At 42.8% G+C, this 21514-nt stretch carries 20 protein-coding genes; 16 read left to right on the plus strand and 4 right to left on the minus strand.

The annotated features are described in order from the left end of the window. The first annotated feature begins 12 nt into the window (after positions 1 to 12). The 6 genes from NST09_RS01695 (at position 13) to NST09_RS01720 (ending at position 6233) form a co-directional block, all read left to right on the plus strand. Positions 13 to 1107 carry a toxic anion resistance protein gene (locus NST09_RS01695; RefSeq protein ID WP_007498324.1) on the plus strand — a complete coding sequence of 365 codons (1095 nt, stop codon included), beginning with the start codon at positions 13 to 15 and terminating at the stop codon, positions 1105 to 1107. A gap of 400 nt (positions 1108 to 1507) precedes the next feature. Further along, complete coding sequence (gene opuAA / locus NST09_RS01700) at positions 1508 to 2773, plus strand: glycine/proline betaine ABC transporter ATP-binding protein OpuAA (protein WP_008342124.1); 1266 nt, start codon at positions 1508 to 1510, stop codon at positions 2771 to 2773. Between the two features lie 10 nt (positions 2774 to 2783). Then, entirely contained in the window at positions 2784 to 3629 is an 846-nt protein-coding gene (opuAB, locus tag NST09_RS01705; protein ID WP_024718999.1) for a glycine/proline betaine ABC transporter permease subunit OpuAB, read from the plus strand. Continuing rightward, positions 3629 to 4510 (plus strand): glycine betaine ABC transporter substrate-binding protein, encoded by an 882-nt coding sequence (locus NST09_RS01710; protein ID WP_008342122.1) that lies wholly within the window; start codon positions 3629 to 3631, stop codon positions 4508 to 4510. The genes opuAB and NST09_RS01710 overlap by 1 nt, the downstream gene beginning before the upstream one ends. 39 nt (positions 4511 to 4549) lie before the next feature. Further along, complete coding sequence (locus tag NST09_RS01715; RefSeq protein ID WP_342493272.1) at positions 4550 to 5425, plus strand: alpha/beta hydrolase; 876 nt, start codon at positions 4550 to 4552, stop codon at positions 5423 to 5425. Positions 5426 to 5510: 85 nt separating this feature from the next. After that, on the plus strand, positions 5511 to 6233 hold the full coding sequence (locus NST09_RS01720) for an SDR family NAD(P)-dependent oxidoreductase (protein ID WP_342493273.1): 723 nt from the start codon (positions 5511 to 5513) through the stop codon (positions 6231 to 6233). Positions 6234 to 6280: 47 nt separating this feature from the next. Here the strand turns inward: NST09_RS01720 and NST09_RS01725 are convergent, their stop codons facing one another. Further along, positions 6281 to 7408 (minus strand): M20 peptidase aminoacylase family protein, encoded by a 1128-nt coding sequence (locus NST09_RS01725; protein WP_342493274.1) that lies wholly within the window; start codon positions 7406 to 7408, stop codon positions 6281 to 6283. Positions 7409 to 7561: 153 nt separating this feature from the next. Between NST09_RS01725 and NST09_RS01730 the strand changes: the two genes are divergently transcribed. From NST09_RS01730 to NST09_RS01740, 3 genes are all read left to right on the plus strand, one after another. Beyond that, entirely contained in the window at positions 7562 to 8992 is a 1431-nt protein-coding gene (locus tag NST09_RS01730) for a YfcC family protein (RefSeq protein ID WP_017366562.1), read from the plus strand. 217 nt (positions 8993 to 9209) lie between these two features. Beyond that, the gene (locus tag NST09_RS01735; RefSeq protein ID WP_007498309.1) at positions 9210 to 10157 is read left to right on the plus strand and encodes an L-lactate dehydrogenase; all 948 of its coding nucleotides are present in this window, start codon (positions 9210 to 9212) and stop codon (positions 10155 to 10157) included. A gap of 43 nt (positions 10158 to 10200) precedes the next feature. Beyond that, positions 10201 to 11823, plus strand: a complete 1623-nt coding sequence (locus tag NST09_RS01740; protein WP_217816209.1) for an L-lactate permease — start codon at positions 10201 to 10203, stop codon at positions 11821 to 11823. Between the two features lie 250 nt (positions 11824 to 12073). On the opposite strand, the gene NST09_RS01745 is transcribed toward NST09_RS01740, so the two are convergent. Next, complete coding sequence (locus NST09_RS01745; protein ID WP_342493275.1) at positions 12074 to 13063, minus strand: LacI family DNA-binding transcriptional regulator; 990 nt, start codon at positions 13061 to 13063, stop codon at positions 12074 to 12076. Between the two features lie 109 nt (positions 13064 to 13172). On the opposite strand from NST09_RS01745, the gene NST09_RS01750 reads away from it, so the two are divergent. The 6 genes from NST09_RS01750 (at position 13173) to NST09_RS01775 (ending at position 18888) form a co-directional block, all read left to right on the plus strand. After that, on the plus strand, positions 13173 to 14498 hold the full coding sequence (locus NST09_RS01750) for a DegT/DnrJ/EryC1/StrS family aminotransferase (RefSeq protein WP_342493276.1): 1326 nt from the start codon (positions 13173 to 13175) through the stop codon (positions 14496 to 14498). Further along, the gene (locus NST09_RS01755; RefSeq protein WP_342493277.1) at positions 14473 to 15339 is read left to right on the plus strand and encodes an HAD-IIB family hydrolase; all 867 of its coding nucleotides are present in this window, start codon (positions 14473 to 14475) and stop codon (positions 15337 to 15339) included. Before NST09_RS01750 ends, NST09_RS01755 begins: the two co-directional genes overlap by 26 nt. Continuing rightward, positions 15336 to 16382 carry a Gfo/Idh/MocA family oxidoreductase gene (locus tag NST09_RS01760; RefSeq protein ID WP_007498302.1) on the plus strand — a complete coding sequence of 349 codons (1047 nt, stop codon included), beginning with the start codon at positions 15336 to 15338 and terminating at the stop codon, positions 16380 to 16382. Before NST09_RS01755 ends, NST09_RS01760 begins: the two co-directional genes overlap by 4 nt. Before the next feature lie 57 nt (positions 16383 to 16439). Next, positions 16440 to 17627, plus strand: coding sequence for an MFS transporter (locus NST09_RS01765; protein ID WP_342493278.1), 1188 nt, complete (start codon positions 16440 to 16442; stop codon positions 17625 to 17627). A gap of 125 nt (positions 17628 to 17752) precedes the next feature. After that, positions 17753 to 18382: a LysE family translocator gene (locus tag NST09_RS01770; RefSeq protein ID WP_008342111.1), complete on the plus strand. Its 630-nt coding sequence runs from the start codon at positions 17753 to 17755 to the stop codon at positions 18380 to 18382. A 119-nt stretch (positions 18383 to 18501) separates the two neighbouring features. Beyond that, positions 18502 to 18888, plus strand: coding sequence for a UPF0715 family protein (locus tag NST09_RS01775; RefSeq protein WP_342493279.1), 387 nt, complete (start codon positions 18502 to 18504; stop codon positions 18886 to 18888). On the opposite strand, the gene NST09_RS01780 is transcribed toward NST09_RS01775, so the two are convergent. Next, positions 18883 to 19164 (minus strand): DUF2651 family protein, encoded by a 282-nt coding sequence (locus tag NST09_RS01780; RefSeq protein WP_008342109.1) that lies wholly within the window; start codon positions 19162 to 19164, stop codon positions 18883 to 18885. The two genes, NST09_RS01775 and NST09_RS01780, sit on opposite strands and share 6 nt — an antisense overlap. 229 nt (positions 19165 to 19393) lie before the next feature. Between NST09_RS01780 and NST09_RS01785 the strand changes: the two genes are divergently transcribed. Beyond that, on the plus strand, positions 19394 to 20152 hold the full coding sequence (locus NST09_RS01785) for a YqcI/YcgG family protein (RefSeq protein WP_342493280.1): 759 nt from the start codon (positions 19394 to 19396) through the stop codon (positions 20150 to 20152). Here the strand turns inward: NST09_RS01785 and NST09_RS01790 are convergent. Then, the gene (locus tag NST09_RS01790; RefSeq protein ID WP_007498290.1) at positions 20147 to 21496 is read right to left on the minus strand and encodes an amino acid permease; all 1350 of its coding nucleotides are present in this window, start codon (positions 21494 to 21496) and stop codon (positions 20147 to 20149) included. The genes NST09_RS01785 and NST09_RS01790 overlap by 6 nt on opposite strands. Positions 21497 to 21514: the final 18 nt, after the last annotated feature.

A 21514-nucleotide genomic window follows, 5' to 3' on the forward strand; every position in this document is an offset into this window, starting at 1 on the left:
AGATCAAAGCTTATGACAAATACAAACGGAAATGACATCATTTCAATTGATAAAGAGGAAATCACGATTGAAAAGGCAGACGATATTCGCGTTCAGCTGCGCAATGAACCAGAAGTCCAAAACATTGCGAGACAGATTGATGCCAAAAATCAGCTTGAACTGCTTGAATACGGGAAACAGCCGGCTGTCGAAATCTCTAAGTTTTCTGACCGTATTCTCTCTATGATGCGTTCAACAAGTGTCACAGACTCAGGAACGATGCTTACACAGCTTGGAAAAATTATGGATCGTTTTGATAAAAATGATTTTGACGAGCCAAAGGGCGGTTTGTTATCAAAAATCTTTAAACGCGGTGGCAGCATGATCGAAAAGATTTTCAGCAAATATCAAACGCTCGGTGCAGAAATTGAAAAAATCAATGTGGAAATCAGTAAATACAAAGATGAAATGACCAAATCGACGGTTACGCTTGAAGAAATGTATGAGCATAACATTCAATACTATATGGAGCTTGAAAAGTATGTCGTCGCAGGGCAAATGAAGATCGAAGAATTAAAACAATTGGTTCCTTCTTATGAAGAAAAAGCGGCGGGGGGAAACCAGCTGGCACAAATGGAGCTGGATACGCTTCGTAATGGGATTCAAGCGCTTGAAGAGCGTGTATATGATCTTGATATGGCACGGATGGTGGCACTTCAAACGGCACCGCAAATCCGTTTGCTGCAGCGTGGTAATACGAAATTAATCGGGAAAATTAACTCTGCCTTCATCATTACGATTCCGATTTTCAAAAATGGAATCATTCAAGCTGTAACAGCGAAGAGACAAAAGCTTGTGGCTGATTCCATGAGTGAACTGGACAGAAGAACGAATGAAATGCTGAAACGAAATGCTGAAAATATCTCAAGTCAAAGTGTTGAGATTGCTAAATTATCAGGTCGTCCAAGCATCGACATTGAAACGATCGAATCATCCTTCAATACGATTGTACAAGGGATGAAAGAGACGAAGCAGATTGAAGAAGAAAACAAACGATTACGTGAGGACGGAACAAAACGTATGCTTGAGCTTCAAGATAATATTAAGAAAGCTGCCCTAGAGTCCTAAAAAAACAGGCTGTCTGTAACGAAAGTTGCAGGCAGTTTTTTCATGAATTTGATTAAAATTTGAGGAAAAAGGTTTTTATGTGACCTTTTTCGGGTAAATCCTGTTCAGGGGCATGGTTCACCCATGAAAGAAAAAGTCCGCTATCACAAGGATTCGACTTATTTTTTAGCACAATAAGGAATTTCCAGTAAAATATTGTCTGGTGAGAGAAAATACCCCGTAAAATATGTAGTTTATGAAGCATTCTATAGGATTTACGAGTAATACGGCGTATAAACTGTAATCACCAGACCTCTATATGGAATTCATACATATTGTACGGAAATAAGCGAATTCTAAAGATTGTTCGCATCATAACGCTTATGTTACGGTTATAAAGATGCTAATTTGGAGGGAAAAAATGAATTCTGAAGAGAGAAAGATCAAAATCAAGATAAATAATGTATCTAAAATTTTCGGTAAAAATGCTAAAAAAGCATCTCAAATGCTTGAAAAAGGGAAGACAAAAAGAGAAATCCTAAAAGAGACCGGCGCAACAGTTGGTGTCAATCGAGCAAATTTTGATGTGTATGACGGCGAGATATTTGTCATCATGGGGCTATCAGGGAGCGGAAAGTCCACACTTGTGCGGCTGCTAAATAGGTTAATCGAACCAACCTCCGGCGAAATTTATATTGATGGGGATATGATAACAAATATGTCAAAGGATCAATTGCGTGAAGTTAGACGGAAAAAGATCAGCATGGTCTTCCAAAACTTCGCATTGTTCCCGCATCGTACCATTCTGGAGAATACAGAATACGGGCTTGAATTGCAAGGTGTAGAAAAAGAACAGCGCCGCTCTAAAGCGCTTGAATCTTTAAAGCTTGTTGGGCTTGAAGGTTTTGAAGAGCAGTACCCAAATCAATTAAGTGGCGGTATGCAGCAACGTGTTGGATTGGCACGTGCACTAGCTAATGACCCTGATATTTTGTTAATGGATGAAGCATTCAGCGCACTAGATCCATTAATTCGTAAAGACATGCAGGATGAATTGCTTGAGCTTCATACGTCTGTAGGAAAAACAATTATTTTCATCACGCATGATTTAGATGAAGCGCTTCGTATTGGAGACCGCATTGTCCTCATGAAAGACGGGAATATCGTTCAAATCGGAACACCAGAAGAAATTCTGATGAACCCATCGAACGAGTATGTTGAACGTTTCGTTGAAGATGTAGACCTTTCTAAAGTATTAACCGCTGGTCATATTATGAAACGTGCAGAAACAGTTCAGCTTGATAAAGGGGCACGTGTTGCGCTCACGCTCATGAAGAACCTTGGTATTTCGTCTATCTATGCAGTAGATAAGAAAAAGCATTTATTAGGTGTTATTTCTGCACAAGCAGCGAAAAAAGCGGCAGAAACGGGTGCGTCGCTAGAAACTGTTCTTGATAAAGAATTTACGACAGTATTGGAATCAACGTATTTAACAGAGATCTTTGACGCGGTGTCTGATGCGAACATTCCAATTGCCGTTGTAGATGAGAAAAACAGAATGAAGGGTATTGTGGTCAGAGGTGCATTGATTGGTGCATTATCAGGTAATGATGAATATATCAACATGTCTTCTAACGAGCTAGAGGAAATTAAAGCACAAGAGCCTTCTGCACAGGAGGTAGAATAAGATGTTTAGTATGAGTGATTTACCTAGAATTCCGTTCGCGGATTATATCGATCAATTTGTTGACTGGTTAACATTAACCTTTGGTGGTTTCTTTGATGGCATCACAAATGGATTAGCTGGAACAGTAAATGGTATTGTAGCTGCACTTGGCGTGATTCCATCTATTATTTTAACGCTTATCTTTGCCGGCATTGCTTGGTGGATCAGTACAAGAGGAGTTGCTCTTTTCACACTTATTGGATTCTTACTGATCGACTATTTAGGCTACTGGCAGCCAATGCTGCAAACACTTGCGCTCGTTCTGACAGCTGTGGTCATTTCTATCGTGATCGGGGTTCCGATCGGTATTTGGGCATCACAGAAGGAAACGGTGCGTAAAATTGTCACACCTATTTTAGACTTAATGCAGACAATGCCTGCATTCGTATACCTTTTACCAGCGATCTTCTTCTTTAATATTGGAGTTGTTCCTGGGGTTGTGGCATCGGTTATTTTCTCTATGCCGCCAACGATTCGTATGACCATTCTTGGGATTAAACAAGTACCATCTGATTTAATTGAAGCAACAGAAGCTTTTGGTTCAACGACATTCCAGCGTTTGTTCAAAGTTCAGCTTCCACTTGCTACAAAAACCATCTTAGCTGGGATTAACCAAAGTATCATGCTTGCTCTATCCATGGTCGTCATTGCGGCAATGGTTGGTGCACCAGGACTTGGTTCGGAAGTATATAGTGCAGTAACGCAGCTGAAAACAGGGATTGGTTTTGAAGCTGGTATTGCCATTGTTATCGTAGCGATTACACTGGATCGTATTACACAAAACATTAAAACGAAAAAAACCAGGGGGAATGCTTAATGTGGAAAAAGTCTCTCTACATTGGGATGACCGCCCTGCTCGTCTTTTTACTAGCGGCTTGTGGTGCACAATCAGATTCAAATGCAAGTGCAGCACAGCAGGTCAATAAAACGATTATCGGGATTGATCCGGGTTCAGGTATTATGGCCTTAACCGATCAAGCGAAAAAGGATTACGGTTTAGAGGATTGGACGGTAGTATCTGCCTCAAGTGCAGCGATGACAGCGACATTGAAGAAATCGTATGACCGTAAAAAACCGATTATCATCACTGGCTGGAATCCTCACTGGATGTTTTCCCGCTACGATTTGAAATATTTAGATGATCCGAAAAAATCATATGGTGACGAAGAAGAAATTCACACCATTTCTCGTAAAGGATTTGCGAAGGATCAGCCGGAAGCAGCCAAAATGCTCAGTCAGTTTAAATGGTCTCAAGATGACATGGGTGAAGTGATGCTTGATATTCAGGATGGCGTCAAACCAAAGGATGCTGCTGTTAAATATGTGAAAAAGCATAAAGATCAAGTAGCGAAATGGACAAAAGGCGTGAAAAAGTCAAACGGTGACAAAATCAATCTTGCCTACGTTGCGTGGGATAGTGAGATTGCAAGTACCAATGTGGCCGCCGAGGTATTGCGTGAACTTGGCTTTAAAGTGACCTTGACTCAGGTTGAAGCGGGTCCAATGTGGACAGCAATTGCAACCGGAAGTGCTGATGCATCATTATCTGCATGGCTTCCAAATACGCATAAAACGTATGCAGCGAAGTTTAAAGGAAAATATGATGACCTCGGTACAAGTATGAAGGGTCTTCGCATGGGTCTCGTTGTTCCGACTTATATGAAAAACGTCAACTCGATCGAAGATTTGAAAAAATAGCCAATTGTATAACAGTTCCCTTATAATAGAAGGGAGCATATGGAAAAAGCAGTCTGCTCAAAAAGCGACTGCTTTTTCTTATATATAAGGATGGTGGATGAGTTGTCGATGGTGGAAAAACCAATGATGATTTTCCTGCACGGTGGAGGCGTAAGCAGCTGGATGTGGCAGGAGCATATGGAAATATTCAAGGAAACGTATGAATGCTATACCCCTGATTTTATTGGTCACGGGACAAGAGCAAATGAAACGTCGTTTTCCATGCGAGAAAGTGCTTTTGAAATCATTTCATGGATAAAGGAGAATGCACATGGTCGTACAGTCATTCTAATTGGCTTCTCTCTAGGTGCACAGGTAGCCGTTGATGTGTTATCGAGAGAGCCAGACATCGCAGACATCGCCATCATCAATAGCGCCCTTGTGTTGCCATTACCATGGCTCTATTTGATGGTAAGGCCCATTTTACCTCTTACATATCCGTTATTAAAGAAAGATTGGTTCATCCAGCTGCAAGCAGAAAAGATGGGACTTCCAAACGATGTACTGGATCATTATGCAGCGGATTCCAAACAATTGCAGAAGAAGACGTTGCTTACGATGTTTCAAGAAAATCTTCATTACAAGCTCCCTGAGACGTTTCAACAAGCGAAGGCACGGATTCTTGTGACAGTGGGAGAAAAGGAAAAGGGAATTATGACTAGGTCAGCAGAAAAAATCACGAATGCACACCCGAATGCAGCCGGGTTCATCGTTCCTGACATTGGACATACGTTTACTTTTGAAAAGAAAGAACTTTTTGTCGACATGATCAAAAGCTTTATAGAAGCGCGTGCGTTACCAGAGGAATTAAAGGAAATAAGGAAGCTAGGCCATTTAGAAAGTAAAGATGAGCATAAAAGGGGCAGGCATGTATAAGACACTGTATGATATAGGTATAAAACGCTTACAGATGAATGGGTGTATGGATGGAAGCTCGTAAGTGAGCCATGAAGGAGGAAGCATGAGTAAAAACTATATCATATTCGGTGCGAGTCAAGGATTAGGGGATGCCTTTGTAAAAGGTCTTCCTTCAAGTGGAGATACAGTATGGATTGTGTCACGAAGTGAACCAAGCAGTTTGAACATAGACGATGGGGTGCGTAGAATTTGGCTGAAGATCGATTTATCAAGCCAAACCCATATCCCTTTTATGCTCGAAGCATTGAAGAATCAAACAATTGATGTACTTATTTATAACGTAGGCTTATGGGAGAAACGCGGCTTTGAAGATGATTATTCTTTCGATCTTGATCAACCGGAGGATATCGCTCATTTAATCAATGTGAACGTTACCTCAACGATTATCTACATCCAAGCTCTGCTTCCGCATGTAAGGACATCTGGGAATGGAAAGATCATCGTCATTGGTTCTACTGCGGGACTTGACCATACGAATTTGTCTCAGGTTTCTTTTGTTGCTTCTAAATTTGGGATTCGTGGTATTGTGAACGCACTAAGAGAGCACGTAAGGAAAGATAAAATATCCGTTACCTGTATCAATCCAGGGGAGCTGGCGGCAGAAGTTCCGTACGAAGATGGCGCTGAAAAAGCCATTGCTCTGTATGATGAAACGAGAATACCTGTACAAGATATTGTCGAGCTGGCGAGATGTGTTATTCATCTATCAAGGGTGTCCTGTGTGAAAGAAATCAATGTCCCGGCGATGACAGATGTGAATGCGTAAAATAAAGGAGACCACCCGCTTCAGGAAAGACGGGTGGTTTTTTTATTTTACGATGAATGCTGCTGAAGTGTTTCGTATACAGCTTCCGTCAAAATCTCAATGCCGGTAAAAATCGCAGAGCGATCGAATGTCATATAAGGGTGATGAAGCCCAGGTTTTAAATCACAGCCTAAACCGAGCATCGTCGATTTAATATGAGGAACCTTTGCTGCATAAAAATGAAAGTCCTCTCCGCCTGTCGTCACGATCGGTGGATCGAGCTGTTCTTTGCCTAGCACTTGCTCTATGGCATGTGACATGATCTCCACAGCTTCTTCATTTAATGTCGCAGCTGGAAGACGATGATCAGTTGAAAGTGTGATAGAGGCGCCAAAAGCATCCGCTACAGAATGGCATGCTCTTTCAATTTCCTTTTCTAATTCATCCATCACTTCGTTTGTCTGCGCCCGAACGTCGAGTGTAAAAGAGGCCTTGCCAGGGATGATGTTGGAGCTGCCGCCGCCTGCATTTAAATTGGTCATTTTCACAGAATGAGCGACTCGTGGATCGACATGGATATGCGCCAGTCTTTGCACAAGCGTAGATGCAACTTCGATGACGTTGACCCCAAGGTGCGGGCGTGCACCGTGTGCTTCCTCCCCTAGAATGGTCCCGACGTAATGATTACTTGATCCGTGCAAAATGGCAGGAGCGCAGCGTCCGTTTAAGGTTTCTTGAATTGGGCGCACATGCACCCCGTATAAATAATCGACGTCAGCTAACACACCTTTTTCGATCATCTTTAAAGCGCCGCCGCCTCTTTCTTCGGCAGGCTGAAAAATGAATCGGATCGTGCCACTTGGAAGTTCTTTTTCTTTCAATGCCATGAATGTCCCAAGTGCCATCGTCATATGAGCATCGTGTCCGCATGAATGGTTGGCTTGAAATACGCCATCTACTTCCTGCCACAATGCGTCAATATCGGCTCTCACAGCAACCACTGGTGCGCCTTCCCCAATTTCACCGATTACCCCTGTGCAGTCTTCAAATGTTCTCGTTTTACAGCCTAATTTCTTTAATAGAGCTTCAATATAAGCTGTCGTATTTGTCTCTTCCCAGCTGATTTCTGGATGGGCGTGCAGATGTTCAAAGATGTCTGTCATGGTTTGTTTCATCTCGTTTGTCAAAGTTGTCATGAGAAGCCTCCTTGCTGACAGATAATCTGCCAAAACATTCTTTTAGTGAAATAATATTGATCTTAAATATCATCAGTGTTTATAATATAACACATCATTTGATTATTCTGAAAATTAAGTGAAATTCCGATCGGGACAAAGGGGTTTTGACAGATGAAAACAACAACAGTATCAGCACCTGAGAAACAAAAAAGAAAACTTCAGATGCCGGATGCGTATGTACTCTTATTTATGATTGCTTTAATTTGTACGATCGCAACGTATTTTGTACCAGCCGGTGAATTTGATCGGAAAACGTCAGGAGAAATCACAACAGCTGTTCCTGGCAGTTATCACCGTATTGATCAATCACCAGTTAGTCCGGTTGGTTTTTTTACAGCGATTCAAGAAGGGATGGTTGGTTCATCCTCTATTATTTTTCTGATTCTTTTTACTGGCGGAACCATTGCGATTTTGGAAAAGACAGGTGCCATTAATGGGATGATTCACAATGTCATCAGCCGGTTCCAAACGAAACAGCTATTGTTTATTTGTATTGTTGGCGGATTGTTTTCTGTACTTGGGACGACCGGAATTGTGGTGAACTCGGTCATTGGCTTTATTCCTATTGGGATCATTGTGGCACGTTCTTTAAAGTGGGATGCAGTGGCGGGAGCAGCGGTTATTTACATCGGCTGTTATGCAGGTTTTAACGCAACCATTTTGTCTCCATCTCCATTAGGCTTATCACAAACGATTGCAGAACTGCCGATTTTTTCTGGTATTGGGCTGCGTGTCATCATTTATCTTTGTTTTCTCCTATCTAGTATTGTGTACATCTATTTGTATACAAAACGCTTGAAAAATAAAGAAAAGGGAAGCCTTCTTGGTGACGAGTGGTTTCCTGCTAAAGGGCTTGGAGGAGCTGATGCGGAATCTGTGGACAAGCCTGAATTCACCGGTAGACATAAGCTGATTTTAGCGGTGTGTGGTTTGTCGCTTGGGGGTTTTTTGTATGGTGCGCTTCAGCTTGGCTGGACCGATAAGGAAATGGCTGGTGTGTTTATTTTCATGGCCATTGCTGCTGGACTGCTTGGGGGATTAGCTGCCAATGATATTGCAAAAACGTTTATTGTCGGCTGTCAAAGCCTTGTATACGGCGCACTCATTGTTGGCATGGCACGCTGCATTTCAGTCATTTTGGAAAACGGCAAGCTGCTTGATACTGTGGTGAATGGGCTTGCGAGTATGCTGACAGGGTTTAGTCCAATCGCTGGTGCGATCGGCATGTATATCGCCAGTGCGCTCCTTCACTTTTTGATTTCATCAGGATCAGGAGAAGCGGTTGTCTTTATACCGATTCTTGCGCCGCTTGCTGATTTAATGGGTATCACGAGACAAGTAGCGGTAGAAGCAGTGATGCTCGGTGAAGGGGTGGTCAACTGCGTGAATCCGACTTCAGGTGTGTTGATGGCTGTCTTGGCTGCAAGTGGGATTCCATACGTGAAATGGCTGCGTTTTATGGTGCCGCTTGCGCTCATTTGGTTCGTCATCGGCCTTGTCTTTATTTGTATCGGTGTCATGATCAATTGGGGACCTTATTAAATAAGAGAGAAGCCACCAAAGAGTGTTTGGTGGCTTTTTTCTTATGAGAACATGTATGGGGACAGCGGTTTAAAACCACAATAAGAGTGTTCACAAAATGGCTACATTATTTTTTTGAGCAATCCCCTTGCAAAAGTTTGTGAAGTGTTGCACAATAAGAATGTGAAATACTTCACATAAGAAAAACAACCTAGTTTTACTCAGGAGGATGAGATAAATGACAAACGAAAAAGTAAACAAAGTAGCACTTATTGGAGCAGGTTTTGTCGGCAGCAGTTATGCCTTTACATTAATAAATCAAGCAATCACAGATGAATTGGTAGTCATCGATTTGAATCAAGATAAAGCAATGGGTGACGTCATGGATTTAAACCACGGGAAAGCATTCGCCCCGCATCCTGTGAATACTTGGTATGGAGATTATGAGGATTGTCAGGATGCTGACATTGTATGTATCTGCGCTGGTGCAAACCAAAAGCCAGGTGAAACGAGACTTGATCTTGTTGAGAAAAATTTAAATATATTTAAAGGCATTGTAGACAATGTGATGAAAAGCGGATTCGATGGTATTTTCTTAGTTGCTACGAACCCAGTTGATATTTTGACATATGCGACTTGGAAATTCAGCGGACTACCAAAAGAACGAGTGATTGGCAGTGGAACAACGCTTGATACGGCAAGATTCAGATACATGCTTAGTGAGTACTTTGAAGCAGCGGCGCACAATGTGCATGCGTACATCATTGGAGAGCATGGGGATACAGAGCTTGCTGTTTGGAGCCATGCGAATATCGGAAGTGTACCGATCACAGAACTAATGAAGAGAAATGACCAATACAAACAAGAAGATTTAGACGACATCATGGAGAATGTCCGTCATGCCGCTTACCAAATCATTGAGAAAAAAGGCGCCACTTATTACGGCGTAGCGATGAGTTTAGCTCGTATTACTAGAGCCATTTTGCACAATGAAAACAGCATTTTGACTGTCAGCACTTATTTAGATGGAGAATACGGAGCAGAAGATGTCTACATTGGTGTACCTGCCCTCGTGAACCGAAATGGTGCAACAGAAGTGATGGAGCTCGCACTGAACGACACAGAAAAAGAAAAATTCGCACACAGTGTGAATGTGTTAAAAGAGATTTTAGCTCCTCATTTTTAATCAACCAAAGGCAACCTATCTGAGCAGAAAAGGATGAATCACTATGTGGCAGCAAATATATGATCCGTTTGGTAATGAGTTCGTCAGTGCATTGGTGGCCATGCTTCCAATCTTGTTTTTCCTACTAGCATTAACTGTATTTAAGTTAAAAGGGGTATTAGCCGCTTGTTTTACCTTGATCGTCAGTTTTGTAACAGCTGTTTTCTTCTTTCATATGCCAATTGAAAAAGCATTATCTGCTGTGGTGCTCGGTGTATCTAATGGGCTGTGGCCGATTGGGTATATCGTCATCATGGCCGTGTGGCTCTATAAAATTGCTGTGAAGTCTGGAAAGTTTGATGTCATTCGTTCTAGTATTGCAGGAATTTCTCAAGATCAACGGTTACAGCTCTTATTAATTGGTTTTAGTTTTAACGCATTTTTAGAGGGAGCCGCTGGATTCGGTGTACCGATTGCGATTAGTGCCGCTCTTTTAACAGAGCTTGGGTTTAAACCACTAAAAGCCGCCATGCTCTGCTTGATTGCAAATGCTGCGTCTGGCGCTTTTGGTGCAGTAGGTATTCCGGTTATTACAGGGGCGCAAATGGGAAATATGACGCCGCTTGAGCTGTCTCAAACCCTTGTGTACACCATTCCGTTTATTTCTTTCTGTATCCCATTTCTGCTGATTCTCATTGTAGACGGCTTTAAAGGGATTAAAGAAACGCTTCCGGCCTTGCTTGTTGTGAGTGGAAGCTACGCGATTCTGCAGGCTGTTACAATGGTCACCATGGGTCCTGAGCTTGCCAATATTATTTCAGCTTTAGCGAGTATGGGAATTTTGGCTTTATTTCTTCGAAAATGGCAGCCGAAACATATTTATCGTGAAGAAGGGGCACCAGCCATTGAGAAGAAACAAACGTATAGCGGTGTTGAGGTGCTGAAAGCATGGTCTCCGTTTTATATTTTAACTGCCGTCATTACTGTATGGAGCCTACCAGCTTTTAAAGCATTATTTGCTGTAGGAGGACCGCTTAACTGGACAACCATTTTAGTGAAAATGCCGTTTCTGCATCAGCAAATTGTGAAATTACCGCCAATTGCCCAAACAGAAACACCGATTGATGCGATCTTTAAAATTGATGTTATTAGTGCAACAGGTACCGCCATTTTAATTGCAGTGATGCTGACAGGATTGTTCAGCAGACATATTACATTAAAAGAAGGTTCTGCCTGCTTGAATGCAGCGGTCAAAGAGCTTTGGGTTCCTGTTCTTACGATTTGTTTTGTCATGGGCTTTGCCAACTTGGCGAACTTTGCAGGCCTAAGTTCTGCTATCGGACTAGCGCTTGCTAAAACAGGCGATTTATTCCCGCTTGTCAGCCCAGTGCTTGGCTGGATCGGCGTGTTTATTACGGGATCTGTTGTGAGTAACAATGCCTTATTCGGTAACCTTCAAGCAGTCACCGCTTCTCAAATCGGCTCTCAGGCAGGTTTGTTAATCGGGGCAAATACGACCGGTGGTGTGATGGCGAAATTAATTTCTCCACAATCTATCGCTATTGCAACAGCAGCTGTTGGAGAAACAGGTAAAGAATCTGAGCTCTTCCAAAAAACAGTGAAGTACAGCTTCATTTTGCTCGGCATCGTATGTATATGGACATTCATTCTTGCTCAATTTATATAGGTTGATCGATTGATTGAAAAATGGAAGACTGAGAGATTTCTCAGTCTTCAGATTGTTAACAAAGGGCTAAAATGTACTTTATTTTAGCCCTTTGTCTTCTTTTCAGCGTGAAAGAAAACCTTTGCAGTCTAGGAAGGACGAGCACTGGAGCGGAGCGAATTCGGCATTCGTGAGCACCAGAGCGCAGGACTGACAAAGAATGCGAGGGTTTGTCTACACGCTGAGACTGAGAGATTTCTCAGTCTTTTTTTTATGTAGATTCTCGTGTGACAAGCCGAGTAGGTAGCTGAATATGTTCACGTTGTAATGGTTTTTGATCTTGCAACAGCTGAATCATTTGTTTGACAGACTGCTGGCCAAGCTCGACGATAGGGATGTCGATGGTCGTGATCGTTGGAGCTGTCACCTCGCAAATGTCTTGATTGTCATAACCGATCACCGCTAAATCTTTAGGAATGTCATATCCATATGAAATGGCTTGTTTAATGAGGCCTGCTGCCACTTGATCATTGCCGGTGAAAATCGCATCCGGCGCATCCGGCATCCGGTGGATTAAGTCCATCAAACGAAAGCCGTCTTCAATGGTAAAAGCCTCGCCAAACAGCCAATCTTCTTTAAGCGGCAAACCGTGATCAGAAAGCGCATCAAGATAGCCTTGCTTTCTTTGTTTTTGTGCTTCACTGCTTTCTGTATCAAAGCAAAATCCAATGGATGTACGCCCTGATTGAATCAAGTAGTCAACCGCTTTATAAGCAGCTTCCCGCTCATCATATCCGATAATCGGAATGTCTGCTGTTTGATGAAATTCATTTGCCATGACGATCGGGCCGTTTGATAAAAATGGCTCGATTGTTTCCCACTTATTTTCTAACGCCCCCAATATGACACCATCTACTTCTTTTCTTTTTAATAATTGAAGCCCTTCAAGTTCTACTGATTCTTGATAAAACGTCTGGAGCACGATGGCTTTATACCCTTGATCCAGTGCTTCCTTTGAAATGCCTTTAATCAATTGTGCAAAAAAAGGATGGTCCACAGCTGGAACAGACACAGCAATGGTTTTTGTCTGATGTGACCGAAGGGTGCGGGCTGCTGAGCTTGGTGTATACTCCATTTCCTTCATCACCTGTAAAATGTGCTGGCGCTTTTCTTCTGATACATATGGATGGTTGTTCAGCACCCGAGAAACAGTGGTCGTTGAAACCCCGCAGCGTTTGGCAATTTCATAAATTGTACACATATTAACAAATCCTTTACACAAAGTTATTGTTCTGAAATCGATAACATCATTTACAATGTGAAACAAGTTAAATATTAACAAATGGAATTGATTAATTGGAGGGAATGGAATGCAAATATTGACGAAGATATCAGGTAAAAGCAAGGATTATCTACCGTTGCTGGATATGATCAATCAAGGTGTTCAAGTAAAGGCTGATTCAGTTGAAAAGAATCTAGCGAATGATAAGCTTGCTGCGTTCCTTGAGCAAGATATTGCGCGTACAGGTTTGGAAAAAATTCTCTTCCATTATAAACAAAATAAGGAAAAAAAGATACCGTTCCTGCCGGTCGATAAACTGATTTCAGAGGATGAGATCGATGATATTATGCAGGTGCTGAAAGAAGTATTAAGTTCAGGCCGTTTTACATCAGGCCCTTATATTCCAAAGTTTGAAAAGACGCTCGCAGCGTACTTAGGGAAAAAATATGTCATTGCCACATCAAGTGGAACAGATGCCTTGATGATCAGTTTAATATCAGCAGGCGTCCATCCTGGAGATGAGGTCATCCTACCTGCCAACAGCTTTGCTGCAACAGAAAATGCAGTGCTTGCGATTGGGGCGGTTCCAGTCTATGTCGATATTGATCCAGACACCTACTGCCTAGCGGCGAATGAAATAGAAAAGCATATCACAGATAAGACAGTATGTATTCTCCCGGTTCATTTGTATGGAAAGCAAGCGGATATGAAGGCCATTTCGACGATTGCAAAACGGCATGGTCTATCGATCATTGAGGATGGCTGTCAGGCGATTGGCAGCAGCGGGCTTGGGGCATTTGGGGATGGACTTGTTCTCAGCTTTAATCCTTACAAAAACCTTGGAGTTTGCGGGAAGGCAGGAGCCATCGCGACAAATGATGAAGCCCTAGCAGAAAAATGCATGGAAATCAGCTATCACGGTTTTGAACCAGGAAAGAAAAACGTGAAGCGCAGTGACTATGGCTTTAATTCTAAGATTGATAACTTACAGGCCGCAATCGGGCTAGAACGAATGAAATATTTAGGTTTACAAAACTTTAAACGCTTTTACTTGGCAAAGAGATACATAGATCAGCTGCAAACGCTGGAAGACGAAGGCTATATTAAGCTTCCGAAGCTGACAGACGATCATGTATGGCATCTATTCCCGATCAGAGTGGTGAAGGGAAGCCGAGATGAGCTGGCAGAGAAATTATTAGAAATGGGCATAGAAACAGACGTCTATTACCCAATTTTATCGCATCAGCATCAAACGAATCTTGTTTCTCAAAAGTATAGACAAACGGAACTACCACATACGGAAAAAGCCGTACAGCAATTACTCCATTTGCCGCTTTATCCAGGTATGCCGCTGCAAGATCAGGAGAAAGTCATCGAGGGGGTTCATCATGTTATCAAATCTTCCATTCAATAAAAAGCTTGTGCATCAACCGCAACATCCGCAGTGGATCGTCTTCTGTGATTTCGATGAGACCTACTATTCTCACGGAATGACCGAGGAGCAGAGAGAGGATGTAAAACGGCTGGAAGCTTTTGTGGCAGAAAAGAGCGAAGCCGGACAGCTCATGCTGGGCTGGGTGACGGGAAGCAGCCTCGATTCTGTTACGAGCAAAATGGTGAAAGGCGGTTTCTATCAATTCCCGCATTTTATTGCGTCGAATTTAGGAACTGAAATCGTGTATACATCAAATGGGAAATTTGGACAGCCGGATGCAGAATGGATGAAACGGCTTGATGCACAGGGCTTTTCAGACGAAAAAATTGAAGATATTCTGCAAGCCGTACGTGAAAAGGGGATCACCCTTAGGCCGCAAACGCAGCTAGGCAGCTCTGGGTATAAAAAGAATTTCTATTATCAGGAGCAGGATGAACGAACAGATCTCCATCATCTATCGTTCATCCATACACTTGCGAAGGAGCGGGGTGTGGCGGTGAACATCAACAAATGCAACCCACTTGCGGGTGACCCTGCGGATTGCTATGACGTTGATTTTTTACCAGTGGGAACAGGGAAGGATGAAATCGTTCGGTTTATGCTGAATCAATATAACCTGTCAAAAGATAAGGGCTTTGCTTTTGGTGATAGTGGGAATGACCTGCGGATGCTTCAATCCGTCACGCACGGCTTTCTTGTCCAAAATGCAACAGCCGAAGCCAAACGGCACCATCATCAAATTTGTCATCATGGGTATGCAAAAGGAATCTATGAAACATTGAAAACAGTGATGTATAAACATGAGGAGGCACATTCATGAAGAAAATTGGAATTGTTGGAGCAGGGAATATTGCAAAAGCACATGCTAGAGCCTTATCAACGATCAAAGGTGCAGAATTATCTGGGGTCTATGACTTGCACGAATCCGTCGCACAAGGATTTATTAAACAGTACGGCGGACGGGTGTATGCCAGTATCGAAACACTAGCGGATGCATCAGATGGATTGATCATTGCTTCCCCTAACTTCTGTCACAAGGACCATGCCCTTCAGGCGCTTAGAGCAGGACAGCCGATTTTATGCGAAAAACCGATGGCTGTATCGTTAAAAGAAGCGAAGGAAATGGTGGAGACAGCCAAACAGTTCCAGGTTCAAGCCAGTATGGGCTTTAACTATCGCTATTTATCCTTTGTGAATATTTTGAAGAACTTGATCGCCAATGGTGAATTAGGACGCGTTTTGACAGTACGGACACATTTTAAGAAAAATAGTGCCCTTAGAAGAAAGACATTTTCGTGGAGAGATAGCGGCGAAAGTCTGCGTACAAGCGGTGCATTAGGAGATTTAGGGATTCATTTGATTGATATGCTGTGGTACTTATTTGGCAGTGAAATGAAAAAAGAATCCCTTAATACGAAGATGCTGACACATGTAAAGGAAAAAGAAGAGAAAAAGGTACAGGTTGATGACCATACCGAAATTTTCGGACAAATGGAGAATCAAGTGTTCTTTCATTTGGTGACGTCCAAAAGTACGCAGCCCGAGGAATGTGGATTTAGTGTAGAAGTGGTGGGGCATGACAAGGTTTTTAAATACCATACAAACATGAAAAACGAATATGAGATCAGTGATGGTTTGTGTGTAGAGCGTCATCAAATGCCGCAAACATTGCTGACAGATCCGCCGAATGAATTTTATGGATGGTCTGATACATTCCGTGATCAGCTGATGCATTGGGTAAATACAAACTCATATCCATCTCATATGAAGGTAGCTGATTTTGAAGATGGTTATCGCGCGCAGGCTGCGCTGAATACATGCTTCGAGAGGGAAGAGGCTGTCGTCTCTGCCCGTGCATATTAATGAAGAGGTGGAGCGGAGGATATCATGACTCCGCTCCTTTTTAGAGGAAGTGAAAAGATGAAAAAGGTGTTTTATTTTGGCTGTATCTTTTATTTTTTTATTGGGACCATTCATGTGTTTTTTGGCAGTTTAACGCCTTATTTGCTGTCTAGTTATGATAAGGGTCCTGGGGAATTATCTTCTTTAATCTTCTTTCAGTTTATTGGTTTTTTGACAGGCGTTCTTTTGTCGCCCATTCTTGTGAGGAAAAAAGGTTATGGGGCTGTCCTGACAATGGGGTTGCTGCTGATGATCGGAGCGCTTCTTCTTGGCCTTTTGGTGCCGGGCTGGACGATTCTTGTGGTGGCAGGTTTTTTCCTTGGGAGCGGTGCAGGCAGTCTTGAGACGACGGCCGGGGCGTATGTGATTTCAATGGCAAACAGTGCAAAGCGAATCAGCATCATGGAGGTCTTTTTTGGATTAGGTGCGCTATTATTTCCTCTATTGATTCTGCTGACTGTGACAGAGGAAACGTGGCATTATGTGTTTTTATTTCAAGTCGGTGCACTGACTTTTTTTCTCATGCTCTGGCTTACCTTTATGAATAAACTCCCTCGTGGGCAGATGGCGGCTCCTGTTCAAGACATGAAGAAACCGTCCTTGCTGTTTGATCGAGGGAATCGAATGATTGTGGTGCTTATGATCTGTTTTGCGTTTTTCTACGCAGGAATTGAAACGAACTTTGCGAACTTTTTACCGTCGATCATGCTGGAAAAAGGGGGAGACAACTGGGGTCTTTTTGCGGTCTCTACTTTTTGGACAGCGATCGTCATTGGCAGAACTGTCATTGCGAGAAAAGCCGATCAGCTGCATCCGCTGCGTTTTTTAAAGTTAAGCGCAGCGCTGATGATTGTGCTGCTCGCCATATTTGCTCTAGCCACCCACATCGCTGCGCAGCTGATTCTTATCTTTTTCATCGGTCTGTGCGCAGCTGGCATGTTCCCCATTGCCTTGACGGCTTCTGCATTAATGATTGAAAATGCCATCGACGAGGCAACGAGTTATTTTATTGCCGCCGCTAGTTTAGGTGGAGCCTGTTTGTCCTTTTTGATTGGGTTTAGCCTTGAGTGGGCAGGTGCGGCAAGCGCCGTCTTTGTTTTCGCCTTTTTAGCTGTTCTCCTTTTTGCGGCTGCCATTCAAATGAATCGATCTCGGAAAAAAGAAACCATACCCACACAGCCGCCGGCGATGAAAGCAGATCGATAAGCAGCTGATCTGGTGGCTCCTCCTTTTGTATAGCTTATCTTCAGAAAAGGTGACGAAGGACTTGTACTAAAACAACGAAAGCGTGAATAACATGTACAAGTCAGCATCAAAAGGAGGACGTCTATGTGGCGGTGTTTTTTGGTTATATCTTTTTAGGGTTGTCACTTTCAGCGCCTGTTGGGCCAGTCAATGCAGCCCAAATCGACAGAGGGATTAAAAGTGGATTTTGGCACGCTTGGATTTTTGGTGTGGGGGCTATGGCTGCGGATATTGTCTATATGATCCTCATCTATTTTGGTGTCGCCCAGCTTTTGACTGCACCTCTTGTGAAAACCTTTTTGTGGCTGTTCGGCTTTTTCGTTCTGACCTATACCGGTATTGAAAGCCTTCGTAAAATCAATTTGCATGAAAGCCCAAAGAAGGACGGAGGAAACACGTCGATCGGGCATTCGTTCATGACGGGATTTTTCATTTCCCTTTCCAATCCGCTTAGTATATTATTTTGGCTTGGGATCTATGGCAGTATTTTAGCCAATACGATTGAAAAGTACGGGGCATCTCAAATGCTGATGTACAGCATTGCTATTTTCATCGGCATGCTCTTATGGGATTTCTGTATGGCGCTGCTCGCCAGTACGTTTAGACGATATTTAAATGAACGGATTTTGCACGGCTTATCCGTTCTGGCAGGTCTCTCTTTACTTGGCTTCGGTGCTTACTTTGGATATCAAGGGATCATGGCGCTCATTGGATAGAATGGTTGATCAGAAAAAGGGCTAAAATCTAAATCATTTTAGCCCTTTTTCATATTTGACAATAATAGGACACTCTTCAATAATGATGGAAGATACATAAAATTGAAGGAGTTTTTGCCATGAGTATGTTCCTGCCAGCATTCAACTATGTGTGTATGCTGATTTTGTCTGTGATCACAGCGACATTCGTTTATACCATGTTGTTTGCCCCACCTGAATCCAGATTCAGTTATGTGGAGGTCACCAGTCTTTTTATTTTGATCGCTTATGTCCTATTTGCTGCACCTATCCAAATGGTTTTACACCGTCATCCTGAGAAGTTTCGGCGCCGTGATTTATTGGTTTATTTTATCGGGGCGTGGGTGGTTTGTTCGGCGCTTGCTTTATGGATTGATTATGGTGTTGTCGTCTTTATTAGCTACAAAGTTTATCTATTTAGCTTTTGCGCGGCCTTTATTTATTGGCTGCTTGATTCAGTCTTTTTAAAGAAGAAGAATCAATCATAAAGGTTTTTCCCGTTTTTTCTCCTGAAAATGAACGTGTATGACCTTCGAGAATCCGCTTGATACAAAAGCAAGAGCCGTCATTAGAAGGACCCAGTATAGATTGCTAAGGTCAAATCCAGTATAAACGAAGATGAAAATCATCGAGATCACAGACGTTAATATGAGGACAGGCCATATCCGTTTAAATAGCAGATAACCAACAAATCCCCAAAGGAAAGCCATCACTGGTAGTGTAAATAAGATCAGATACATCGGATGGAGAAAAAGAAGACGCATGTCATTCACCCATTTCTTTTATGATGACCGACTCTATTAGATAGAGGCGGCTAAATGATGATATGCAGAAGCATACTCATACATGATTAGATAAATGGAAGTGAATTCCTGCTTCATCCGGCAAATCAACCACCCTGTGAATGTCCAGTGAAAGTCGTTGAAGGACAGTCACCACAGCTTTTTCCTCCTCATAGGCTATGGAGAAGACGCTAAAACGAGGTGGAAGAAAATGGCCCAGCTGTATGCAAAAAGTTGCCTTGATCAAAATCTACGATCACTAGATGAATGGAAGCAGGATGCTTTCACACAGTTTGGAGAAATGGTCGGGGATGAGGCAGATACATTTCCGTGTGTACCAGGCAGACAAGGATTTTTTCTCGATCATTTGCGTTATGGGTTTGTCGGTGATCCGCGGGGAGAAGAGGCCTTGAATGAATTAGCAGAGCTTTTAAGGGAATACCAAAGCTGCTCTAGGGAAACCGGTCAATATGCTTCGTTCATTTGCTTTTTTGAAACACCACAGGATATGAAAGAGTATTCGCTCGAAGAGTATGAGGAGCAGTTTTGGTCGATGGTTCAGCAATTACATCAAAAGGATGAAATGAAATGGCCAGAGGAAATCCCATCAGATCCTGAAAATCATGAATGGGAATTTTGTTTTCATGGGGAGCCTTATTTTATTTTATGCGCGACACCAGCGCATAAGCTAAGAAAAAGTCGTCACTTTCCTTATGTGATGTGGGCCTTTCAACCAAGGTGGGTGTTTGAAAAGATGAACGGTTCCACCACATTTGGTCAAAAAATGAGTAAACTCGTTCGGAAGAGGCTGAAGGCGTATGATCAAGTAGATGTACACCCAGCTTTAAAATGGTATGGGGATCAGAAAAATTTAGAATGGAAACAATACTTTCTTTCAGATGATGAGGCGGAGAAACCAGCCTCCGCCAAATGTCCATTTACTGCTTTAAAAAACATGATGAAATTATGATGCGGCCTGATCCTGTTTCCACTTTTTTCTCATAAAGAGTACCATGATGCCAATTACAGCAATGATTCCAAGGCTAATAAAAAAGCCAGGTCGTCCGCTTGCCTCTGTCAGAGTACCTGAAACAGCTGCACCAATTAAGATCAGGGCAAGAACCATTTCGCACGTTTGGCGAGTGGATGGCTTTGACAGTTTTTTGCTTGAAAGCAGAATAAACACCCATGTGTACAAAAGAGTTAAACCGGCTGCCGTTGTGAGATGCTCGTAAATGTGTTTGGACAAAAAGAGTGCCAGCAAAATCGAGACAATCAACCCTGCAGCAGTTAAAAGAATTGAAGACCATCTGACATGAGATGGTTCTTTTTGTTTAAAACAAGCAGGTGCATCCTGATGCTCCGACATCGTGCCAAGCAGCGTCGTGACCGCATAGAGGGAGGCAACCAATGTGGAAAACCCGGCAATAATGAAAATGCCATTAAAGATATGAAGAAAAATGGATAAATGAAATGGCTCCAGTGATGTAATAAATGGACTGCTATTCTCGTTAAAGGCTGTCACTGGCACAAGCAAAAGCGCAAGTCCGATGGAGACGATATAAATGACAGCAAGAATGATCAGCATCACACGTCCAGATTTTGCGGCGTCTTTCGGGTCTTTTAAATGAACCGCCATCAGCCCCATGACTTCAATTCCCCCGAAAGCATAAAACGCATAAATCAGCCCATTCCATAGACCGAGCGGGCCGAGCGGCATCCATTCATGGTCTTTATTTGGCAGGTGGAGGGTGGGCCTATGCTCTGTGAGAATGCCACATAAAACAAGAACCGCAAGGACGACAAACAATAGGATCGCCCCGGTTTTCAGCACGGCAAGGACATTTTCCGTCTTTTGAAAAGAAGAAAGCCCAATGATAATCACAAGCAGGGCAAGAGCGGAATAAATCGCTGAAAATACCCAAAGTGGAATGGATGGAAACCAGTGACGAGTAAAAAGAGAAATCGCCGTCAGCTGACTCCCTGTGATGAGCATTTCTGAAAACCAATACACCCAGCCATTACTAAAACCCGCCCAGCGCCCATAGGCTTTTCGGGCATAGGAACAAAATGATCCTTTATCTGGGTTTTCGGCTGTCATCGCAGCCAGGTGTTTAAAGACGAGATATGTGCCGACTGCCGCAAGCAAAAATGAAATGCAGACGGAGTAACCGGACTTTGTAATGGCGATGCTGGAACCAAGGAAGAAACCAGTGCCGATTGTACAGCCGACTCCGATAAGAGAAAGCTGCCACCAAGATAAAGATTGTTCTTCTTTCAATGCATGTGCAACACCTTTCTGATTCAATAGCATTAGCTTGTAACCGCCTCT

Source organism: Bacillus sp. FSL W7-1346, from assembly GCF_038593335.1.
GTDB lineage: Bacteria > Bacillota > Bacilli > Bacillales > Bacillaceae > Bacillus > Bacillus altitudinis.

Bases quoted from the DNA above. Each gene is read 5' to 3' on its own strand.
- NST09_RS01720 (WP_342493273.1), top strand. From the start codon at position 5,511: ATGAGTAAAAACTATATCATATTCGGTGCGAGTCAAGGATTAGGGGAT.
- NST09_RS01775 (WP_342493279.1), top strand. From the start codon at position 18,502: ATGAGTATGTTCCTGCCAGCATTCAACTATGTGTGTATGCTGATTTTG.
- opuAB (WP_024718999.1), top strand. From the start codon at position 2,784: ATGAGTGATTTACCTAGAATTCCGTTCGCGGATTATATCGATCAATTT.
- NST09_RS01695 (WP_007498324.1), top strand. From the start codon at position 13: ATGACAAATACAAACGGAAATGACATCATTTCAATTGATAAAGAGGAA.
- NST09_RS01715 (WP_342493272.1), top strand. From the start codon at position 4,550: ATGGAAAAAGCAGTCTGCTCAAAAAGCGACTGCTTTTTCTTATATATA.
- opuAA (WP_008342124.1), top strand. From the start codon at position 1,508: ATGAATTCTGAAGAGAGAAAGATCAAAATCAAGATAAATAATGTATCT.
- NST09_RS01740 (WP_217816209.1), top strand. From the start codon at position 10,201: ATGTGGCAGCAAATATATGATCCGTTTGGTAATGAGTTCGTCAGTGCA.
- NST09_RS01710 (WP_008342122.1), top strand. From the start codon at position 3,629: ATGTGGAAAAAGTCTCTCTACATTGGGATGACCGCCCTGCTCGTCTTT.
- NST09_RS01730 (WP_017366562.1), top strand. From the start codon at position 7,562: ATGAAAACAACAACAGTATCAGCACCTGAGAAACAAAAAAGAAAACTT.
- NST09_RS01735 (WP_007498309.1), top strand. From the start codon at position 9,210: ATGACAAACGAAAAAGTAAACAAAGTAGCACTTATTGGAGCAGGTTTT.
- NST09_RS01765 (WP_342493278.1), top strand. From the start codon at position 16,440: ATGAAAAAGGTGTTTTATTTTGGCTGTATCTTTTATTTTTTTATTGGG.
- NST09_RS01725 (WP_342493274.1), bottom strand. From the start codon at position 7,408: ATGACAACTTTGACAAACGAGATGAAACAAACCATGACAGACATCTTT.
- NST09_RS01780 (WP_008342109.1), bottom strand. From the start codon at position 19,164: ATGCGTCTTCTTTTTCTCCATCCGATGTATCTGATCTTATTTACACTA.
- NST09_RS01750 (WP_342493276.1), top strand. From the start codon at position 13,173: ATGCAAATATTGACGAAGATATCAGGTAAAAGCAAGGATTATCTACCG.
- NST09_RS01760 (WP_007498302.1), top strand. From the start codon at position 15,336: ATGAAGAAAATTGGAATTGTTGGAGCAGGGAATATTGCAAAAGCACAT.
- NST09_RS01790 (WP_007498290.1), bottom strand. From the start codon at position 21,496: ATGCTATTGAATCAGAAAGGTGTTGCACATGCATTGAAAGAAGAACAA.
- NST09_RS01785 (WP_342493280.1), top strand. From the start codon at position 19,394: ATGGCCCAGCTGTATGCAAAAAGTTGCCTTGATCAAAATCTACGATCA.
- NST09_RS01755 (WP_342493277.1), top strand. From the start codon at position 14,473: ATGTTATCAAATCTTCCATTCAATAAAAAGCTTGTGCATCAACCGCAA.
- NST09_RS01745 (WP_342493275.1), bottom strand. From the start codon at position 13,063: ATGTGTACAATTTATGAAATTGCCAAACGCTGCGGGGTTTCAACGACC.